At 43.4% G+C, this 19744-nt stretch carries 15 protein-coding genes; 12 read left to right on the top strand and 3 right to left on the bottom strand.

From position 1 onward, the window contains the following. Nucleotides 1-3: 3 nt before the first annotated feature. Nucleotides 4-1332 (top strand): peroxiredoxin family protein, encoded by a 1329-nt coding sequence (locus PHU20_RS11345; RefSeq protein ID WP_274825487.1) that lies wholly within the window; start codon nucleotides 4-6, stop codon nucleotides 1330-1332. Nucleotides 1333-1336: 4 nt separating this feature from the next. Here the strand turns inward: PHU20_RS11345 and PHU20_RS11340 are convergent, their stop codons facing one another. Both PHU20_RS11340 and PHU20_RS11335 read right to left on the bottom strand, forming a co-directional pair. Then, nucleotides 1337-1996: an aspartate kinase gene (locus tag PHU20_RS11340; RefSeq protein ID WP_274825486.1), complete on the bottom strand. Its 660-nt coding sequence runs from the start codon at nucleotides 1994-1996 to the stop codon at nucleotides 1337-1339. Between the two features lie 65 nt (nucleotides 1997-2061). After that, nucleotides 2062-2421, bottom strand: a complete 360-nt coding sequence (locus PHU20_RS11335; RefSeq protein WP_274825485.1) for a YraN family protein — start codon at nucleotides 2419-2421, stop codon at nucleotides 2062-2064. A 194-nt stretch (nucleotides 2422-2615) separates the two neighbouring features. On the opposite strand from PHU20_RS11335, the gene PHU20_RS11330 reads away from it, so the two are divergent. The 6 genes from PHU20_RS11330 to PHU20_RS11305 all read left to right on the top strand — a co-directional run bounded on the left by PHU20_RS11330 (nucleotide 2616) and on the right by PHU20_RS11305 (nucleotide 11887). After that, a complete protein-coding gene (locus tag PHU20_RS11330) occupies nucleotides 2616-4109 on the top strand; it encodes a DUF1800 domain-containing protein (RefSeq protein ID WP_274825484.1) in 1494 nt (497 codons plus the stop codon). Nucleotides 4110-4119: 10 nt separating this feature from the next. Then, nucleotides 4120-5820, top strand: a complete 1701-nt coding sequence (locus PHU20_RS11325) for a DUF1501 domain-containing protein (RefSeq protein WP_274825483.1) — start codon at nucleotides 4120-4122, stop codon at nucleotides 5818-5820. A 164-nt stretch (nucleotides 5821-5984) separates the two neighbouring features. Continuing rightward, nucleotides 5985-8063, top strand: a complete 2079-nt coding sequence (gene metG, locus PHU20_RS11320) for a methionine--tRNA ligase (protein ID WP_274825482.1) — start codon at nucleotides 5985-5987, stop codon at nucleotides 8061-8063. Between the two features lie 218 nt (nucleotides 8064-8281). Beyond that, entirely contained in the window at nucleotides 8282-10405 is a 2124-nt protein-coding gene (locus PHU20_RS11315; RefSeq protein WP_274825481.1) for a Tex family protein, read from the top strand. A gap of 55 nt (nucleotides 10406-10460) precedes the next feature. After that, nucleotides 10461-11294, top strand: a complete 834-nt coding sequence (locus PHU20_RS11310) for a phosphatase PAP2 family protein (protein WP_274825480.1) — start codon at nucleotides 10461-10463, stop codon at nucleotides 11292-11294. A gap of 74 nt (nucleotides 11295-11368) precedes the next feature. Next, nucleotides 11369-11887, top strand: a complete 519-nt coding sequence (locus tag PHU20_RS11305; protein WP_274825479.1) for a ferritin — start codon at nucleotides 11369-11371, stop codon at nucleotides 11885-11887. 346 nt (nucleotides 11888-12233) lie between these two features. On the opposite strand, the gene PHU20_RS11300 is transcribed toward PHU20_RS11305, so the two are convergent. Beyond that, nucleotides 12234-12569: a single-stranded DNA-binding protein gene (locus PHU20_RS11300; RefSeq protein ID WP_274825478.1), complete on the bottom strand. Its 336-nt coding sequence runs from the start codon at nucleotides 12567-12569 to the stop codon at nucleotides 12234-12236. 250 nt (nucleotides 12570-12819) lie between these two features. Here PHU20_RS11300 and PHU20_RS11295 point away from each other — a divergent pair, with 250 nt between their 5' ends. The 5 genes from PHU20_RS11295 to PHU20_RS11275 all read left to right on the top strand — a co-directional run bounded on the left by PHU20_RS11295 (nucleotide 12820) and on the right by PHU20_RS11275 (nucleotide 19571). After that, entirely contained in the window at nucleotides 12820-13815 is a 996-nt protein-coding gene (locus PHU20_RS11295; RefSeq protein ID WP_274825477.1) for an amidohydrolase family protein, read from the top strand. 119 nt (nucleotides 13816-13934) lie between these two features. Further along, complete coding sequence (locus tag PHU20_RS11290; RefSeq protein WP_274825476.1) at nucleotides 13935-14297, top strand: DUF1801 domain-containing protein; 363 nt, start codon at nucleotides 13935-13937, stop codon at nucleotides 14295-14297. A 149-nt stretch (nucleotides 14298-14446) separates the two neighbouring features. After that, entirely contained in the window at nucleotides 14447-14821 is a 375-nt protein-coding gene (locus PHU20_RS11285) for a diacylglycerol kinase (protein WP_274825475.1), read from the top strand. Between the two features lie 342 nt (nucleotides 14822-15163). Beyond that, complete coding sequence (locus tag PHU20_RS11280) at nucleotides 15164-17725, top strand: beta-mannosidase (protein WP_274825474.1); 2562 nt, start codon at nucleotides 15164-15166, stop codon at nucleotides 17723-17725. A 40-nt stretch (nucleotides 17726-17765) separates the two neighbouring features. After that, entirely contained in the window at nucleotides 17766-19571 is a 1806-nt protein-coding gene (locus tag PHU20_RS11275; RefSeq protein ID WP_274825473.1) for a glycoside hydrolase family 2 protein, read from the top strand. The last annotated feature ends 173 nt before the right edge of the window (nucleotides 19572-19744 follow it).

Raw genomic sequence — 19744 nt, 5'->3', positions numbered from 1 at the left:
TTTATGAAGAAACTACTTTTTATCCTAGCCGTTTTCCTTGGCTTACAAATTAACGCCCAACATACCATTTCAGGAACATTTTCCCCTGCCAAAGAATATAAATGGGTAATTGCCTATCAGCTAAAACCGAGCTCCCAAAACTTTGTGGTCGACACGGCGATTAAAAACGGGGTATTCGAGTTAAAGATGCCGGAGAATGCTGCAGCAGGCACCTATAGATTGGTCTATGCCATTCCACAGGAACAATTTTATTTTGATGTCATTTATAACGGAAAGGAAGATATAACCCTTGCCTTTGATGCGACCTCTGGTGTATCGTTCTTCAATTCCAAGGAAAATATTCTTTTCAACACCTATTTTAAGGAAATAACGGATCTGGAACGACAGATTACCGATTACTATACCTCTGGCAACACGGATAAAAAGGATTTCATAGCACTTACAAAAGCGCTTCAAAATGTTCAGGACACCTATGAAAAGCGATCTATGGGTACGATGGCCCATCACTTTATCACCAGTAATAAACCCTATATCCCCAAAGATTCACCAACGGTCTATTCCTATATTGAAGGCAAAAAGAAACACTACTTTGATGCCTTGCAATTTCAAGATACCCTTTTACAGGCCTCAGGGTTTTTAACCGATAAATTGCTTAATTATACCTTTACGGCCCTTCCATTGAAAACGATGACCGATCAGGAAAGGCAGGAAGCCATGAATGCCAACGTCAATAAGATCAATGAAATTTTGGCCCATATCGGCGACCCGTACAAAATGCATGTTTTTTACAGTCTATGGACACAGGCCGCTACAAGCGCTTATGATATCACTTCCGATTACATTTATCATACGTACTTGAAAAAATTGGCCATCGCAACGAAAAACAAAAAATTAATAGGTGAGATCGAAGTACATAACCGACTTCGTATGGGAGCGGTGGCCCCCAATATCAAATGGGAAAAGAACAAGGTGCCCTTTACCCTCCAAGGGTTGCAAGGGGCAGAAAATTATATCCTTGTATTTTGGAGCAGCACCTGTAGCCACTGTTTGAATGAACTTCCCGCGTTGCATAAGAAATTGGAAGATTTTGGGTCCGAATCGGTAAAAGTGGTTGCCGTCGGACTCGAGAACGATTCCATAAATTGGGAAAAAGAATCGGCCCGTCTTCCGCATTTTGAACATGCCATTGCATTGGGCAAATGGGAAAGCGCCTATGCCAAGATCTATGACATCCAAAAGACCCCTACCTATTTCATATTGGACAAGGACAAACGAATTATCGCCAAACCCGAAACCGATAAAGACGTCGTGGTATTCCTGGAAAACAAATAAACCCTTACAAGGTTTTTAGGTCTTTAATGGTCTTAAAGGCGATATCGACCTGTTCATCGTTGACGATGATCGTAAACTCATTGGTCGTCGAAATAACCTCATAAAGGACGATACCTTCCCAAGCCAAGCGTTGGAAAATAAAATAATAGATTCCCGGAACCGAAACATTCTCTGACGGAAGTTTTACCGTTATCGAGGAAAGGTTATTCGCCTTTTGTGTACAGCGCTCCATTTTAAAAAGCCGTTCAACCGTATCATCCATCAGATTACTGATAACGATATTCATCTCATTTACCCCTCTGGACGAAGTATAAAACACATCCTGATTGGAATGTATTTCTTCCAATAATTTTGCTTGTTGGGTTAGAATGGTGTCAGAGGCCAAAAAGGTATAATCGGTAAGCGATGATCGCACGGTGATTTCACCGATATTCTTTAAAACCTTGATTATCTTATGGGTCGCCCTAAATTCCAAATCATCGGAAAGGCGTTTTAAAGCCATTACAATAGCCCCATTCCTGACATCCTTACCCAATTGCTCTTCGATTTCGGGCTTAACGATCCTTGAAAGCGATGTTAAATTTATTATACCCTGGGCCAAGGCACTTTGAAGAAACGGTTTCTTCTTAATATACTCTTCAACTACGGAGGAAATTGTTTTCATGGTCAAATTAATTAGTGCAAATATAACATATTGTTACATATAAAACAAATTGTGCAAAAATAAATTTAGAAATGGTAAAAAGCATTTTCCAAATGATCGATTTTAAAGACGTTTTTGTTCTTAAGGATCGTAATCACATCAAAACGGACTTCGACATCCAGATCTTCTTCCACGACATAATGGTCTGCCCCCTGCACCAATAGATCGATTTTCTTTTTGGTAATGGTCTCTGCAATATTTTCAATAAAGTCACTACTCCGCGAACGTACCTCGACAATGGCCAGAATAGTGTCTTTTTGGGCAATGATATCTATTTCGGACTTAAGATATCTGTAATTCGTATATTTGATGACATAGCCTTTATTGCGTAGGAAATCTACCGCAATCCGTTCTCCTTCTTTACCAAATTCATTATGTTTGCCCATAATATTTTATGTTTATTGTTAAAAATTATGCATTTTATCGAATATATTTAGCTTTCATCGTCTTTTTGATACATATCACCGTTATTTGGAATGCATAACAACGAAAATACTTGGATTTACATAATATCCAATTTGATTAGCCGTTAAGAATCTGCCCCCTACGCACATGAACGTTCTTAAAGCCTAAAAATACTATGGAATACTTCGTTAATTGTAACACCTCTACATTAGCGCCGTACACGACACCTTTGGATATTACCAGGGTTGCGCATCTGTACCGAAGATTGGGGTTCAGTGCCTCGGTTGAGACGATAAAACAAGGGGTCGGACTTTCAGCCGATGCTTTGGTAGATACACTTGTGAACCAGGCCATTGGTATGGCTCCAACCCCCGCACCTACTTGGGCAGATTGGAACAATGGTGACTATCCCGATGATGATGATGTCGCAAGCGATCTTAAGCGGGAACAACTGGAGTCGTGGAAAATCACTTATGCCAATGCCCTATTGGCCAATAATCTCAGGGATAGGCTCAGTTTTTTCTGGAGCAATCATTTTGTTACCGAAATAGACGTTTATAACTGTAATTCATTTCTTTATTATTACGTTAACTGTTTGCAACGTAATGCCATCGGTAACTTCAAAACCTTTGTCAGTGAAATTGGGTTGACCAGCGCCATGCTCTACTATTTGGATGGAGCCTATAACAATGGGAACAACCCAAACGAAAATTATGCCAGGGAATTGTACGAGCTTTTTACCTTGGGTGATGGCAATGGGTATACCGAAGACGATATTATTGAAACGGCCAAAGCCCTTTCAGGTTATGTCAACCGTGGGGATATTGGGTGTGAGGCGGTGACTTTCGACCCCACCAATTTCAACACCGAAAACAAGACCATTTTTGACCAAACGGGCAATTGGGGGTATGATGATGTCATCGATATCCTTTTTGAACAGCGCCCCGACCAAATTGCCGAATTCATTTGTAGAAAACTCTATGAATTCTTTGTACACCCCGATTCGAAGGATGAAGCCAACAATGCCCAAGTGATCATAGATGGCATGGCCAGTACCTTCATTTCGAACGATTTTGAATTGGCCCCGGTCTTGTCCCAATTATTCAAAAGCCAACATTTCTTTGATGATGAGGCGATTGGAGTGATCATAAAGAGTCCGTTCGATTTTTATTTCAATTTTTTGAACGAATCCGGATTTGCCTATACCGATACCAACGTAGCCGAAATGGTCAATTATTGCGAACTGCTCAGTCAGGAACTCTTCGATCCTTTCGATGTTGCCGGGTGGCAAAGGGACCGCTCTTGGATCAATACCAATTTCATCATCGGTCGTTGGTTGACCATAGAATCCATACTTGAGGATTTCTATCAGGCCGATAATGAACAATTCAGGGACTTTGGTATGGCCATTGTCGGCGATGACGGCCTAACGAGTAACAATCCGGAAACGATTGCAAGACCCATCATCGATTTTGTACTGTCTAAAGGCTTACTTACCGAATCGGATTATGAAAAGGCCTTCTCAGTATTCCGCAGCGATGTGGATGACACCTACTATGAAGGCGGCACGACCCCTTCCTGGACCTTGGCAACGTGGCAATCAGCCCCATTCCAAGTGTATTTATTGCTTCAGTATTTGGCAAGAGAACCTGAATTCCAACTTAAATAAACCTACGACTATGTGCGATATCCACGATAACACTCCCCATAAAGGCCTGGAACACCAAGGCCATGACCAAGAACATAAAACCTGGAGCCGAAGATCTTTTCTTCAGGCCATGGGCATTGCCGGTACGGGGACCATGGTCCTGGGTGCCAATATGCTAACGGCTTCGGCACCTTCACCTTTGACTGCGGCGATAGCGGCGGCTGAAACCGATAAAATCTTAATCCTGATCCGCCTATCGGGGGGTAATGACGGACTTAGTACCGTTATTCCCATTAACCAATATGACTCCTATGCCAATGCGCGGCCCAATATTTATATCCCGGAAAGTAAAGTATTGAAACTCACCGATGAATATGGGGTACCTTCCTATATGAAGTCACTCGAACCCATGTGGGCAGATGGCCAATTTAAAGCGGTCCACGGGGTTGGATACGAAAACCAAAGTCTGTCCCACTTTACGGGATCCGATATTTTTGCCAATACGGATCTGACCACCACGGGTTTCAGTGGGGAAAATACCGGATGGATGGGAAGGTATTTCGAAAACATCTATCCCGATTACCTTATCAATCCCCCAGCAGCCCCAGCGGCAATCCAAATAGGGCAATTCGGCAATTTGGTATTCCAAGGGGAAGAGACCAATTATGCCTTTGTGACCTCCAATGTCGACCAACTACAGGAAATCGCGGAATCTGGCCTACAATATAGTTTGGATGATACCCTTTTCGGGGATTGCATGTATGGCGATCAATTGAAATTCCTACGTGGGGTAGCAAATACCACCTACGAATATTCAGGACTTATTCATGCTGCCTATGAAAGAGGACAAAACCAAGTGGAATACCAGGACAATGGTTTCGCCAAACAATTGGCCCTATTGGCCCGTTTGATCAAAGGTAATTTAGGGACCAAGGTATATATGATTTCCATGGGCGGTTTCGATACCCATGGCAACCAGCCCTTGATCCACGAACAACTTATGACCAACCTATCGGTGGCCATCGACAATTTTTATGATGATATTGCCTTTACCGAACAAGACGATAAGGTGTTGAGTATGACCTTTTCCGAGTTCGGAAGACGAATTTTCGAAAATGGCTCGAACGGTACCGACCATGGGAAGGCAGCACCTACCCTTTTCTTTGGTTCCGGACTGAACGGTAGTGCCTTTGTCGGAGAACACCCGACCTTGGACAATCCCGATGGGCGCGGCAACCTCGAATACACGATGGACTTTAGGGATCTTTATGCCACCGTACTGGCTGAATGGCTCTGTGTGGATATTCCCTTGGTAGAACAGCATTTATTGGACCACCCCTATGCTCCGGTAAATCTTGGATTCAACTGTAGTGGTATCGATTTTCCCGATATTGTTTATAGCGATGGGGAACCTACCATACCTACAACAGATCCCGATTCCGAAACACCTTATGACCCCGATCTGTTGGATGCCATTGTACACAAACCTTTTTATCCTACCGATAGTACCCCCCATATTTATCTGGAAATGCCCTTTAGCGCCCAATTAGAAATACAGCTCTACAACATCCTGGGGCAAAATGTGGGTACCGTCCTTAACGAAATGATGCCTGAGGGATCTACCGAGATAAATATCAGGGAAAGAATGCCGAATTACCTTTCCACGGGAAAATATATTTATCGCATCAATGTACAAAACCAAAAAATGAGCAAATCCGTAATGGTTGCTTAACCGACCCCCACTTTACGAAAAAGGCCCTGATTATATACGATTAGGGTCTTTTCATTGATACCCCAAGCAGGCAAATCATCCAACTTCGGCCTTTCACATTTCCGTTCTTATGGGGGAATTCTCCCACCAAAATCTGTATTTTTGCGGTTTAATCCGGAAAGTCGATGACAGAAAACTTAAAAACCCCAGCCAGATATACCATTACGGCAGCATTACCCTATACCAACGGCCCCATTCACATAGGGCACTTGGCCGGTGTTTATGTCCCCGCCGACATTTATGCAAGATACCAGCGTTTATTGGGTAAAGACGTAGCCTTTGTTTGTGGTAGCGACGAACATGGAGTGGCCATTTCAATGAAGGCAAAAAAAGAAGGTGTTACCCCCAAGGATGTCATCGATAAGTACCACGCCATCATTAAAAAATCGTTCGAGGATTTTGGGATCTCCTTTGATAATTATTCAAGGACTTCGGCCGAGGTACATCACGAAACAGCTTCCGGGTTTTTCGTAAAGCTTTATGGACAAGGCGATTTTATCGAAGAGACCACGGCACAATTATATGACCAGGAAGCCAACCAATTTTTGGCCGATCGTTTTGTTGTAGGTACCTGTCCAAAATGTGGCCATGAGGAAGCTTATGGCGATCAATGTGAAAATTGTGGTTCTACCTTGAATGCAACTGATTTGATCAACCCCAAATCAACCATCACAGGTGCGGTACCCACCCTAAAAGAAACCAAACATTGGTTCCTGCCCCTTGACAGGTATGAGGATTTCCTTAAGGAATGGATCCTCGAAGGACATAAGAAAGATTGGAAACCCAACGTTTACGGCCAATGTAAATCGTGGATCGATGACGGCTTAAAACCTAGGGCCGTAACCCGTGATCTGGATTGGGGAATCCCTGTTCCCGTAAAAGGAGGGGAAGGCAAAGTACTATATGTTTGGTTCGATGCCCCCATCGGTTATATATCCTCTACGAAAGAATGGGCAGCGCGGGAAGGGAAGGACTGGGAACCCTATTGGAAAGACGAAAATACCAAATTACTGCATTTTATAGGGAAAGACAATATCGTTTTCCATTGTATCATATTCCCAAGCATCCTAAAAGCACACGGAGATTATATCCTACCCGATAACGTACCTGCCAATGAGTTCCTGAACTTGGAAGGCAATAAACTTTCAACCTCTAAAAACTGGGCGGTTTGGCTACACGAATATCTGGATGAATTTCCCGATATGCAGGATGTATTGCGGTACACCTTGACCGCAAATGCCCCGGAAACGAAAGACAACGACTTTACCTGGAAAGATTTCCAAGCCCGGAACAACAACGAACTGGTCGCCATTTTCGGGAATTTCATCAATAGGGTTGTGGTATTGACCCATAAATATTATAACGGACAAGTACCTGCCCCGGGACAATTGTCACAAGTGGACCAAGAAACCTTGGAGGCACTGAGTGGCTATCCAGACCTTATCTCGAGCTCCATAGAACGGTACCGTTTTAGGGAAGCAAGCCAAGAATTGATGAACTTGGCCCGTTTGGGCAATAAATATTTAGCCGATGAAGAGCCGTGGAAGGTTATAAAGCAAGATGAAGAACGGGTAAAGACCATTATGTTCGTCGCCCTTCAGATCGCTACCGGCCTGGCCGTATTGAGCGAACCCTTCTTACCCTTTACCGCTGATAAATTAAAGCAAATATTGGCTATGGGGTCGAGTACCACGGAGACCTCTTGGGCAGCGATCGGAACCAAGGATGTTCTTTTACCTCCCGATCACCAAATCAACAAAGCGGAATTATTGTTCCGTAAAGTGGAAGATCAGGAAATACAGGCGCAATTGGATAAGCTGGAAGCGACAAAAAAAACGAATGAACAAATGAACAAGGAAGTTGAACCACAGAAAGACACCATTACCTTTGACGATTTCTCAAAATTGGACATGCGTGTGGGCACCATCATAGAAGCTGAAAAAATGCCCAAGGCCAAAAAACTATTGGTTCTGAAAGTAGATACGGGCTTGGATACCCGAACGATCGTTTCCGGTATTGCGGAGAGTTTTACGCCTGAAGAAATCGTAGGAAAAAAAGTGACCGTTTTGGTCAATCTGGCACCACGGGCACTTCGGGGCGTTGAAAGTGAAGGGATGATCCTTATGACCGAAAATGCGGATGGCAAGTTGGTTTTCATCAACCCTGATGAAGATGGGGTCGACAATGGATTTACCATAAATTAAACCCTTAAACAAGGTAGGGCCATTAGTTATCTATTTTAAATGGGACGACGTGTCTTTGACAAAACACATGTCTTATGATGAAAATCGGCAAATACGACCTATTGCAAATTTTGGAGGCGTGTAGAAATATTTCGCCCAATGATTTTAAACCTACTGAATAAGATCAAGGTCTCGACTGCGCTCGACCGGATACCAAAAATCTAATATCAAAAAGATAAATGCAACTCATCCCCTACATCGTAAAACATACCGGGCTTCCTGAAAAAGGAGTTCTACATACGGTTGAATTATTGGACCAAGATTGCACGGTACCTTTTATTTCCCGTTATCGAAAGGAAAAAACGGGCAATTTGGATGAAGTCCAGATCGGCGATATCGTTACGTACAAAGCACAATTCGAGGCGCTGGAAAAACGAAAGGCGGCCATCCTCAAAGCCCTGAAAGAGCAAGAGGTACTGACTGCGGAACTCCAGGATAAAATAATTTCGGCCAGTGACGCCATCACCTTGGAGGATATGTACCTCCCCTTTAAAAAATCCAAAAAGACCAAAGCGGAAACGGCACGAAAAAACGGATTGGAACCTTTGGCCAAGATCATCATGGCCCAACGTACCGATGAAATCGAATATGAAGCATCACGGTTTTTAGGTGACACCGTCAAGAATGAGGATGAAGCCCTGGAGGGTGCCCGGCATATTATCGCTGAATGGATCAATGAACGTACCGACATTCGAAATCAACTACGGTACCAGTTGGAAAAATTCGCCCAGTTGACCACCAAAGTGATCGGCACCAAGAAGGAAGACGAAAAAGCCCAAAAGTATCGGGATTATTTTGACTGGAGCGAATCACTGAATCGGTGTCCGTCGCATCGCCTTTTGGCCATTCTCCGTGCTGAACACGAAGGATTCATAAGGGTGAAAATTGAAATCGATACCGATCGGGCACTTCAAAAAATTGAGGAACGGCTACTGAAAAGCAACAATTCGTGTACCGCCCAGATCCAATTGGCCATTCAAGACGCTTATAAACGTTTGTTGTTCCCGTCCCTTTCCAATGAAACCTTAAAAAAGGCAAAAGAAAAAGCGGATGATTCGGCCATTCAGGTATTCTCGAAAAACCTAAAACAATTATTACTGGGGTCACCTTTGGGCGAAAAGCGCATACTGGCCATCGACCCCGGCTTTAGAACGGGCTGTAAAGTGGTTTGCCTCAGCGCACAGGGCGAATTGGAACATAACGAGACCATTTACCCCCATGCCCCCCAAAATGACAGCAAAGGGGCCATTAAAAAGCTGAGCTCCTTGGCCGATGCCTATAAGATAGAAGCCATTGCCATCGGAAATGGTACGGCATCACGGGAAACCGAACAACTTATTAAACGGATCCAATTCAGAAACCCCGTCGAGGTTTTTGTGGTAAGTGAAGCCGGGGCCTCCATTTACTCCGCCTCAAAAATTGCCCGGGACGAATTCCCCAATTATGATGTAACCGTGCGTGGTGCGGTCTCAATCGGTAGAAGATTGTCTGACCCCTTGGCCGAACTGGTCAAGATCGACGCAAAATCGATCGGGGTAGGGCAATACCAACACGATGTGGACCAGAACAAGCTAAAGACCTCATTACATACGGTGGTCGAAAGCTGTGTGAATGCTGTCGGGGTCAATATCAACACGGCAAGTGTTCCGTTACTGAGCTATGTTTCGGGGATTGGTCCGAAACTGGCAGAGAATATCGTGGCCTATAGAAACGAAGCAGGGGCCTTTGAAAGTAGGACGGCCATTAAAAAGGTTCCGCGTTTGGGCGGAAAGGCATTTGAACAGGGTGCCGCATTCCTGCGTATAAAAAATGCGAAAAATCCATTGGATGATTCCGCCGTTCACCCGGAGAGTTACGGCATAGTTGAAAAAATGGCCAAAGACCTCGGTAAAAAGGTGTCGGACCTCATCGGAAACAAACCGTTGTTACAAAGCATAGACCTGGATAAATATTGCACGGAAACCATAGGGCTCTTTACCCTAAAGGACATCATCAAGGAATTGGAAAAACCCGGACTGGATACCCGTGAAAAAGCCAAAGTATTCACCTTTAATCAAAATATCAGGTCGATTACCGACCTACAGGCCGGCCAATTGCTCCCGGGCATCGTGAACAACATCACCAATTTCGGTTGCTTTGTAGATATCGGAATTAAGGAAAGTGGCCTTATCCATATTTCCAACCTTTCGGACTCCTTTGTAAAGGATGTAAACGAACATGTACACTTGCACCAGCAGATCATCGTAAAGGTATTGGAGGTAGATGTCCCCAGAAAACGCATTCAATTGGCCCTACACAAATAGCGGTCCAATCGAAAATTAAAAATCCTATATTTAAGCCAACTTAGCATACACTCCTATGAAAAATGTATCGGCATTGGTTTTTTTACTTGTCGCGATGGCCACCATAGCCCAGGAGACCACCGACAGAACACAGCAATCAACGTGGCAAGATCTCACCTATGACGTGGGCAATATGTTTAAAGGTATCGGGTATTCCTACACCAGACCCTTACATTGGAAAGGGCAACAATGGAAGACCATGGGAGCGGTGGCCGGAGGCACGGGACTATTGTACCTTTTTGACGACCAAACTTCGAAGTTTTTTAGGGATGGTAGGGAAAATGTCCCAAGCTTTATACGCCAATATGGGGAGTTTATAGGAAATCCTGAAAATAATTATATGGTCACCGCCGGTGTCTATTTCACAGGGCTTTTTACCAAGAACGAGAAACTGAGGCGAACAGGGGTTTTGCTGATCTCCTCGGCATCGGCGACAGGATTGCTACAACAGATCACGAAATCCTTGGCGGGTAGGGCCCGACCCATAAGCGGACAATCAAAAGATACTTTTGACCCCTTCAATGCCAGTAGAAATTACCACTCTTTTCCCTCTGGCCACGCGATTATGGCCTTTACCAACGCCTACGTAATTGGGAAACAATTTAAGAACCCATGGGTAAAGGCGGGAATTTATACCGTCGGAATGATTCCCGGGATCTCCCGCGTTTGGGACGGTCAACATTGGTTAAGCGATGTTGGTTTTAGCGTGGCCCTCAGTATCTTCACCGTAGAGGCCATAGATCGCTATTTGGATACCAAATACGATAAAAAATATAACGACCAAAGTAAAACGGTGAGCTGGAACCTTACTTTTTCCCCTGGACAGTTGGGAGTCATTGCCCGGTTTTAATCACACAAAAAGACTGGTCCATCCGGTAGTTATTCAAGAATTATGTAACTTTATAGGTACAAAAAAATGAACCTATGTTATCGGAAAAATTAGAAAAAGCACTTAACGAACAAATAAAGATCGAAGCGGAATCGTCCCAAGTATATTTATCGATGGCCTCCTGGGCAGAAACCAAGGGCCTTGAGGGTATCGCTACATTCATGTACGACCAGTCGGACGAGGAACGATTGCATATGTTGAAGCTGGTCAAATATGTGAATGAACGTGGGGGCCACGCCAAAGTATCTACCCTGAATGCCCCTAAATTGGAATTCGGCACCTTTCAAAAAATGTTCGTGGAATTATTGGAGCATGAGATTTTTGTGTCGAAAAGCATCAATGACCTGGTGCATATCACCCTAGAGGAAAAAGACTATGCCACCCATAACTTTTTACAATGGTACGTGGCCGAACAAATCGAGGAGGAAGCCTTGGCAAGGACCATTTTGGACAAAATAAACTTGATCGGAAATGATAAGGGCGGACTTTATCTCTTTGATAGGGACGTACAGCAGATTACGGTCAATAGTGCGGCAAATAATCTACCTCAATAAAATTTAACATCTTAAGTCTTATTTAGATTTAATTAAAATAGTACTTTTGTCCGGATTGCTGTTGCATTTCGTATGGGCAAAAAAAAGAAAACGAAAAAAAAGGAGTTGAAAAACCCCAAGAACAAACAGAAGCTGTTGGCGTTCATGGATTCTTCGGCGACCTTAAAAACCAAGTGTTGCGATAAGTACAAGAAAAAAGAATCAAAACGATGTAAGAAATGTCCGTGTTACGATCTGATGAAGAAAGTGGCATAAGAATACCTTACAAGGGTTCCTTCTATTCAACACCTGGAAAATCAACTATAAAAAAGCCCCGCTTCACTAGCGGGGCTTCACATTATCGATGCTATTTGTTACCCAACATAAGTAGTTCATTACATCGTATTTCGGTGATGTACCGTTTTTCACCCTCTTTGGTTTCATAGGAGCGATGGGTCAGTTTCCCCTCAACGGCCACTTCATTGCCTTTCAATAAATAGTTCTCTACGATCTCTGCCGTTTTACCCCAGGCTACCACATTGTGCCATTGGGTATCGGTTACCTTCTCCCCTTTCGCATTCTTATAGGTTTCATTGGTTGCGATAGAGAATTTAGCCAATTTGCTACCTCCGTCCAAGTTTACGATTTCCGGGTCGTTACCCAAGTTCCCAATCAACTGTACTTTGTTTCTAAGTGCGTTCATAATATCTGATTTTACGTGTTAAACAGTTAATGCTATCGAGCCTCCTTGACCCGACACTGCAAACCTATGACGGACCACCCAAATTACTCGGTTACAAAATATTTACTTTCGTTTGTAATCGTTTGTTGTCATTTGCAAACGATTTTATAGCTGATTCACAATGTTTTACATTCTTTATACCAAGCTTTTTCTTATCTTGTAGTAAGGATTGGCAAAGTCCTTTGGTCATCACAACTACAATCAAATCGTTATGGGCAACAAAAACAGTAACCTAAAATCACCTATTGCAGCGCTTTTGGTTGTACTAATGGTAGCGACCTCCTGTTTACCTAGCATCAAGGATCGAACTACGGGGTATGCCGGCGAAAATCCGAATAGCTATACAGGCCCAATCATCGACATGCACATACACGCATTCGATGAACAGCACCCCATGTTCGGCATGGCACATCCACCGACTTTGCGCAAGGAAACCTTTAAAGGGGTACGTTCCGCCAATGAACAAAAAGAAAAAACATTGGCCAAGTTTCGCGAACATCATATCGTTAAGGCCATTGTGACCAACGGTGGGTCGTGGTACAATGATGCCCCTGATATCATATTGATCGGTGATGCCGAAACCGGGATTGATGTTTTGAAAAAACAGTACAATAGGGGCCACCTTAAAGCCATAGCCGAAATGTCACCTTTTTACAGGGGCATAGTAGCCGATGACCCTTCACAATTACCTTATTTTAAACTGGCCCAGGAATTGGACATTCCATTGGGGTTCCACATTTTCCCCGGGGGGCCGAACTATGGTTTTCATATAATGCCACAAATGCTTGGCGGCATGCGAACCTACAATGCCAACCCTTTGCAATTGGAACGGGCCTTGGTAGCATATCCCCACGTAAAGCTCTACATCATGCACGGGGGTTGGCCTTATGTTGAAGATGTCAAAGCGCTCATGTATGCCCACCCCAATGTTTATGTAGATATTGCGGTCCTCAATTGGATACTGCCCCAAGAAGAATTCAACACCTACCTGAAATCCCTTATCAATGCCGGATTTGGAGATAGGATCATGTATGGGAGCGATCAAATGGTGTGGCCCGAAGTGATCAGTATCGGAATTGAAACGGTAAATAATGCCGCTTTTCTGACCTTGGAACAAAAAGAAAATATATTCTATGACAACGCAGCGGAATTTTTAGGCCTTAGTGAGAAAGAGATCATGAAACACAAAAGCGGGAATGACCCCTAAAATTCTTTATGACCATGGTTTAAAAACCTTTGGCCAAGCAATTCCCCAACCCAAGACGCCCAATAATTTTTAGATTTACCTGTTCAACCCAGTGTGCAAAAAATTCCCCGATTAATCGTATGGATACCGATAGTTATTACCTCAATAAAAATGAACCGAACAAAAGCTGTTTGTTGGCACTGCGAAAGATCATTCTCGACCAGGACGCAAACGTTTCCGAAACCCGAAAATATGGAATGCCTTGTTTTTGTTATAAGAACAAAATGTTCTGTTACCTATGGACGGATAAAAAAACAGATGAACCTTACATACTGATGGTAGCGGGAAACTACTTGAATCACCCTGACCTAAAACAGGGCAATCGTTCCCGAATGAAGGTTTACAGTGTAGACCCTACAAAGGATATCCCCATAACGACCATACAACATATACTAAACGCAGCCCTGGATCTGTATAGGAACGGTACGATCAAAACAAAATAAGCCATCTGAAGTAACCCTTAGGCCATAAAAACACAAAATGGTAAAGAACCCTTAACATTGACCCCCCCTATCCACAATGGGCAGTTCACTATTTTACCCTATTTTTGGCGCAATCAAAATTACCCCAAGGGGCTGTTAGAACAAAATCCATGTGGAAATTCATAAATGGAAGGATTAAAAGCATCGGCTATGCCATAAAAGGAGCCGTACTATTGGTTAAAACGGAACATAGCATCATCGCCCAATTATGCGTCTTCCTGTTCTTGACGATCCTTGGTTTGGTATTCGATATTTCCAAACAGGATTGGATCGACCAGATATTGGCCATGGGACTTGTCCTTAGTGTGGAAGGCCTAAATACCGCAGCGGAAAAACTGGCCGATTTCGTACACTTGGAAAACCATCCGAAAATCGGTTTTATAAAGGACATTTCCGCCGGTGCGGTTACATTCGCGGCACTATCGTGTTCGATCGTCATATTCCTGATCTACTATCCATATTTCAAGGATTGTTTCGGTTTATAAAAACGGGTTATAAACCTATGGTCCCTTTTATATTTTGGACCCCAATATCACATTTCACTTTTGTGCCCCATTAATTTAAAAGGTTCCCTTACCCTAAAAGTGGTACCATTTAGTCAATGTCTTATATGCATTTATCCATTCCTTGTTTTAGTGGAGTACAACATTTAAATTTGATGGCCTTGAAAAGGCCAATAAATCGATAGGCATCCAAGACGTTGGTGGGTATTTTTTACCTATAAAGTCCTTCTGATATCCTAACGCCCACTGACTTTTTTGAAAGTACCATTTTAAAACCATAGCATGCTAAAAACCCCGAGAATCCACCAAACCCTTTTTTATCTTATGATCACTGTTTTTTTAACCGGTTGTGGCAACAAACCGGCCGTATCGGTAATCGATATTACCCAAAATTGGACCTTCAAGTCCACTAAGGATACGCTTTGGAACAAAGCCAAGGTTCCGGGTACCGTACATACCGATTTAATGGAAATCGGTAAAATACCCGACCCGTTTTACCGCCTGAATGAGCATGGGCTTCAATGGATCGACAAGGAAGACTGGGAATATAAAACCAGTTTTACCCTCACTGAGGAAGACTTGGACAAACAGGAATTTGAACTCGACTTTTCGGGATTGGACACCTATGGTTCCATTTACCTGAACGATACCCTGATCTTAAAGACCGATAATATGTTCAGAAGTTATTCGGCCAGGGTAAAATCAAAATTGAAAGTAGGTGGGAACAACCTTCGGGTGGTATTGGAATCGCCCATTAAAAAAGGATTGAAAAAATACGATGCCTTGGGCTATCGGATTCCGGTTTCAGACAATGACCTGGCCAATATCGGTCAGGTAGTAGGGGATAAAAAAGTAAGTATTTTCACACGTAAGGCCGGTTACCACTTTGGTTGGGACTGGGGACCCCGCTTGGTTACCTCCGGTATCTGGAGACCCGTAAAACTCCGCAGTTGGAACCACCATAAAATCGATGACCTGTTCATTCAGCAAGATACTTTGGGCAAAAGTGCCCGTTTGACCGCACAACTTGAATTGACTGCCAATGAAATGGATGAAAAATCCGAAATCGAGATCCTGGTCAATGATTCCCTCATCAAAAAACAGGAAGTCGCATTAGCCGTAGGAAAGAACACCTTCCACATCCCTTTTAACATTGAGAATCCCGAATTATGGTGGCCCAATGGCATGGGGGAACAAGTATTGTACAATATCGAAGTGAAAGTTATTTCGGACTCGTACATAGACCAAAAATCCCATAAAATAGGTTTACGAACCGTGGAATTGGTGAGGGAACCCGACACCTACGGAACCTCATTCTACTTTAAGGTAAACGGTCATCCCGTATTTATGAAAGGGGCCAATTATATCCCTCAGGATGTTTTTCTTCCACGTGCAAAAGAAGCCGATTACGAGCATATTCTTTCCTCTGCCAAAGCAGCGAACATGAACATGATCCGCGTTTGGGGCGGAGGTATTTATGAGCATGACCGATTTTATGGCATGTGCGATGAAATGGGATTGCTCGTATGGCAAGATTTTATGTTCGCCTGTGCCATGTTCCCGGGAGACCAAAACTTTCTTGATAATGTAAAACAAGAGGCCATCGATAATGTAAAAAGACTTCGAAACCACACGTCCATTGCCTTATGGTGCGGCAATAATGAAATTCTTTCCGCTTGGGAAAATTGGGGTTGGAAAAATCAGGCCATCAAAGAACAATCCCAAGAAATTTCCGATACCATTTGGAAGGCCTATGACGACATTTTCCATAAAATACTGCCAGAAGTCGTTCAACATTATGATGGTAATCGTTCTTATTGGCCCTCATCCCCTGAAAGTGATTTTGGGCAACCGGAATCCTTGGAACAAGGGGATGCCCATTATTGGATGGTCTGGTGGGGCAAGGAACCCTTTGAAAAGTACACCACTGAAATTCCCCGTTTTATGTCGGAATACGGATTTCAATCCTTTCCGGAAATGTCAAGTGTAGCCCAATATACGGTCAAAGAAGATCACGACATCTATTCTGAGGTCATGAAATCGCATCAACGGTCAAGCATCGGTAATGAAACCATCGAAGAATATATGCTTCGTCATTATAAAAGACCTAAGGACTTCGATAGCTTTCTTTATGTAAGCCAGCTCTTGCAGGCCCATGGCATCAAAGTAGGGATTGAAGCCCATAGAAGAAACCGAGACCGCTGTATGGGAAGTCTTTATTGGCAAATCAACGACTGTTGGCCTGTCGCATCTTGGTCGAGCATCGATTATTACGGCAAATGGAAGGCACTCCACTACGAAGCAAAGAAATCGTTCGAAAACCTCTTGATCACCTATGAAGACCAAAGGGATAGTGTAAAGGTATTCGTTGTCTCGGATTCCCTAAAACCCATAGATGCCAAACTGAAGCTGCAATTGCGCGATTTTGATGGCAATGTAATCACTAAATGGGAAGAAGTGGTCGTTGTTGAGCCCAACCAAAGTAAGTCCTATCTAACCATTCCAAAAAGTGAATTGGTCAATAGGAATATTTCTAAAAATGTAGTCCTAACCGGTGAATTGATCCAAGGCGACAAGGTAGTGGCCCAGAATTTTAAATACCTATCGCCCTTCAAGACCTTGGATTTTCCCGATCCGGAACTTTCTTTCACCGTAAAAGAAAATACCGACCGGTTTGAAGTAACCTTGAGTACCCGGAAATTGGCTAAAAACGTTTTTATCTCCTCAGGCTCCGATGCCAATTTCTCGGACAACTATTTTGATATGCTCCCGAACACCCGTAAAACCATTACCGTTGCGAAAGGTGAAACTGAAACCTTGGAATCATTCAGGGGCAATCTAAAGGTGATTACTTTAGTGGATACCATTGGCCTGGATAGGATATAATCGAACTTACACGAAACCTCAAAACAAAAATCAATTAAAAATGCAAGCATTAAAAAATCTATCCATCGTATTGTTTTTCTCCTCATTTTCGGTGTTGTTCGCTCAAAAACCGCAATTTTCAGACCTACTTCAGAATATCGATTCCAGGGAAAAAGTTTCGCTGAACGGCTTGTGGGATATCATTATCGACCCTTTGGAAAACGGGTATTACAACCATAGACTACAACCCATGGACAATGGGTTTTTCAAGAACGCCAAAATGCAATCCCCTTCCGATCTTATCGAATATAACTTTGATACCAGTGACCAGATCATGGTACCCGGGGACTGGAATTCGCAAATGGAAAAATTATACTACTTCGAAGGTACCGTTTGGTATAAAAAAGATTTCAACTACACGCCAACCGCCAAAGAATTGGTCTATTTGTATTTTGAGGCCGTGAATTACGAAGCGATCGTATACCTTAATGGGGAACGCATCGGCACCCATACCGGAGGTTATACCCCATTTCAATTCGAAGTTACCGACAAGCTCAAAAAAGGAAATAATTTTGTTGTGGTCAAGGTCGACAATAAACGAAAAAGGGAAAATGTACCTACCGTAAACCAAGATTGGTGGAACTATGGGGGCATTACCCGATCCGTACATTTGATTTCCACGCCCGTAACCCATATTTCCGATTATTCCATTCAATTGGCAAAAGGTTCTACTACTACCATTGAAGGTTGGGTCAACGTAGAAAATGCCGTAAATGGCGAGAGGGTGGAAATAAGCATTCCCGAACTTCGCAAAACCATACATTCGGTAATAGAAAACGGAACCGCCCATTTCTCGATAAAGGCAAAACCCAAGCTTTGGGAACCCAACGACCCCAAGCTTTACGAGGTTTCAATAAAAACGACAACCGACAAACTAACGGATGCCATCGGCTTTAGGACGATTTCTACCCAAGGATCCAAAATCGTACTGAATGGCAAGGAGGTTTTTCTTAAGGGAATAAGTATCCATGAAGAGGCTCCTTTTAAGACAGGGCGTGTCACCACGAAGGAAGAATGTAGGATATTGTTACAATGGGCCAAGGAATTGGGCTGTAACTATATCCGATTGGCCCACTATCCCCATAGTGAAACCATGGTGCGCGAAGCTGAAAAGATGGGCTTTATGATTTGGTCGGAAATCCCTGTGTATTGGACCATCCTATTCGACAATACCGATACCTATGCCAACGCCAAGAACCAACTCACGGAAATGATTTCCCGTGACAAGAATAGGGCCGCCATCCTCATGTGGTCGGTGGCCAATGAAACCCCGGAAAGTGATGCCCGACTTGAATTCTTGGGCAATTTGGCCGAAGAGGCCAGAAAATTGGACCCTACCCGACTGATTACAGCGGCCTTGGATACCCAAAGTGAAGGGGAAAACGGTAAACTGATCGAAGATCCCTTAGGAAAGGCCGTCGATGTTATTGGCATAAACCACTATTGTGGATGGTATGTGGATGAACCCGAAAACTGCTCCTCATTAAAATGGGCAAGTGCCTATGACAAACCCATGGTCATGAGCGAAGTGGGCGGAGGTGCCTTATATGGCCTACATGGGGAAAAGAATGAACGCTGGACCGAAGAATACCAAGCCCATCTCTATAAGACCAATATCGAAATGATGCGGAATATCGATTTCCTTTCCGGATTGTCCCCATGGATTTTAATGGATTTCCGTTCTTCCAGACGCCCTTTGAAAAGGATTCAGGAAGATTTCAACAGAAAAGGACTGATTTCCGAACAAGGTATGAAAAAGCAGGCTTTTTATATCCTTCGTGATTACTACCTCAAGGAGAACAATTAAGATCGTTACCAATAAACCCCGGTTATGGGAACACCTTTTTCCAATGACCGGGGTTTCTTTATGCCTTCGTCTTGGCCCAGACCGGATAGATACAAGGAAAACTCCCTCCCCTTCCGTAAATTTCCCCTAGGTTTCTTATCTTTCTGCAACCGTTTCGGAACACATCGAAAAAC

The sequence above is a fragment of the Maribacter polysaccharolyticus genome (assembly GCF_028882255.1).
GTDB classification, from domain to species: Bacteria; Bacteroidota; Bacteroidia; order Flavobacteriales; family Flavobacteriaceae; genus Maribacter_A; species Maribacter_A polysaccharolyticus.
This window is presented reverse-complemented; position numbering and strand designations above follow the sequence as displayed.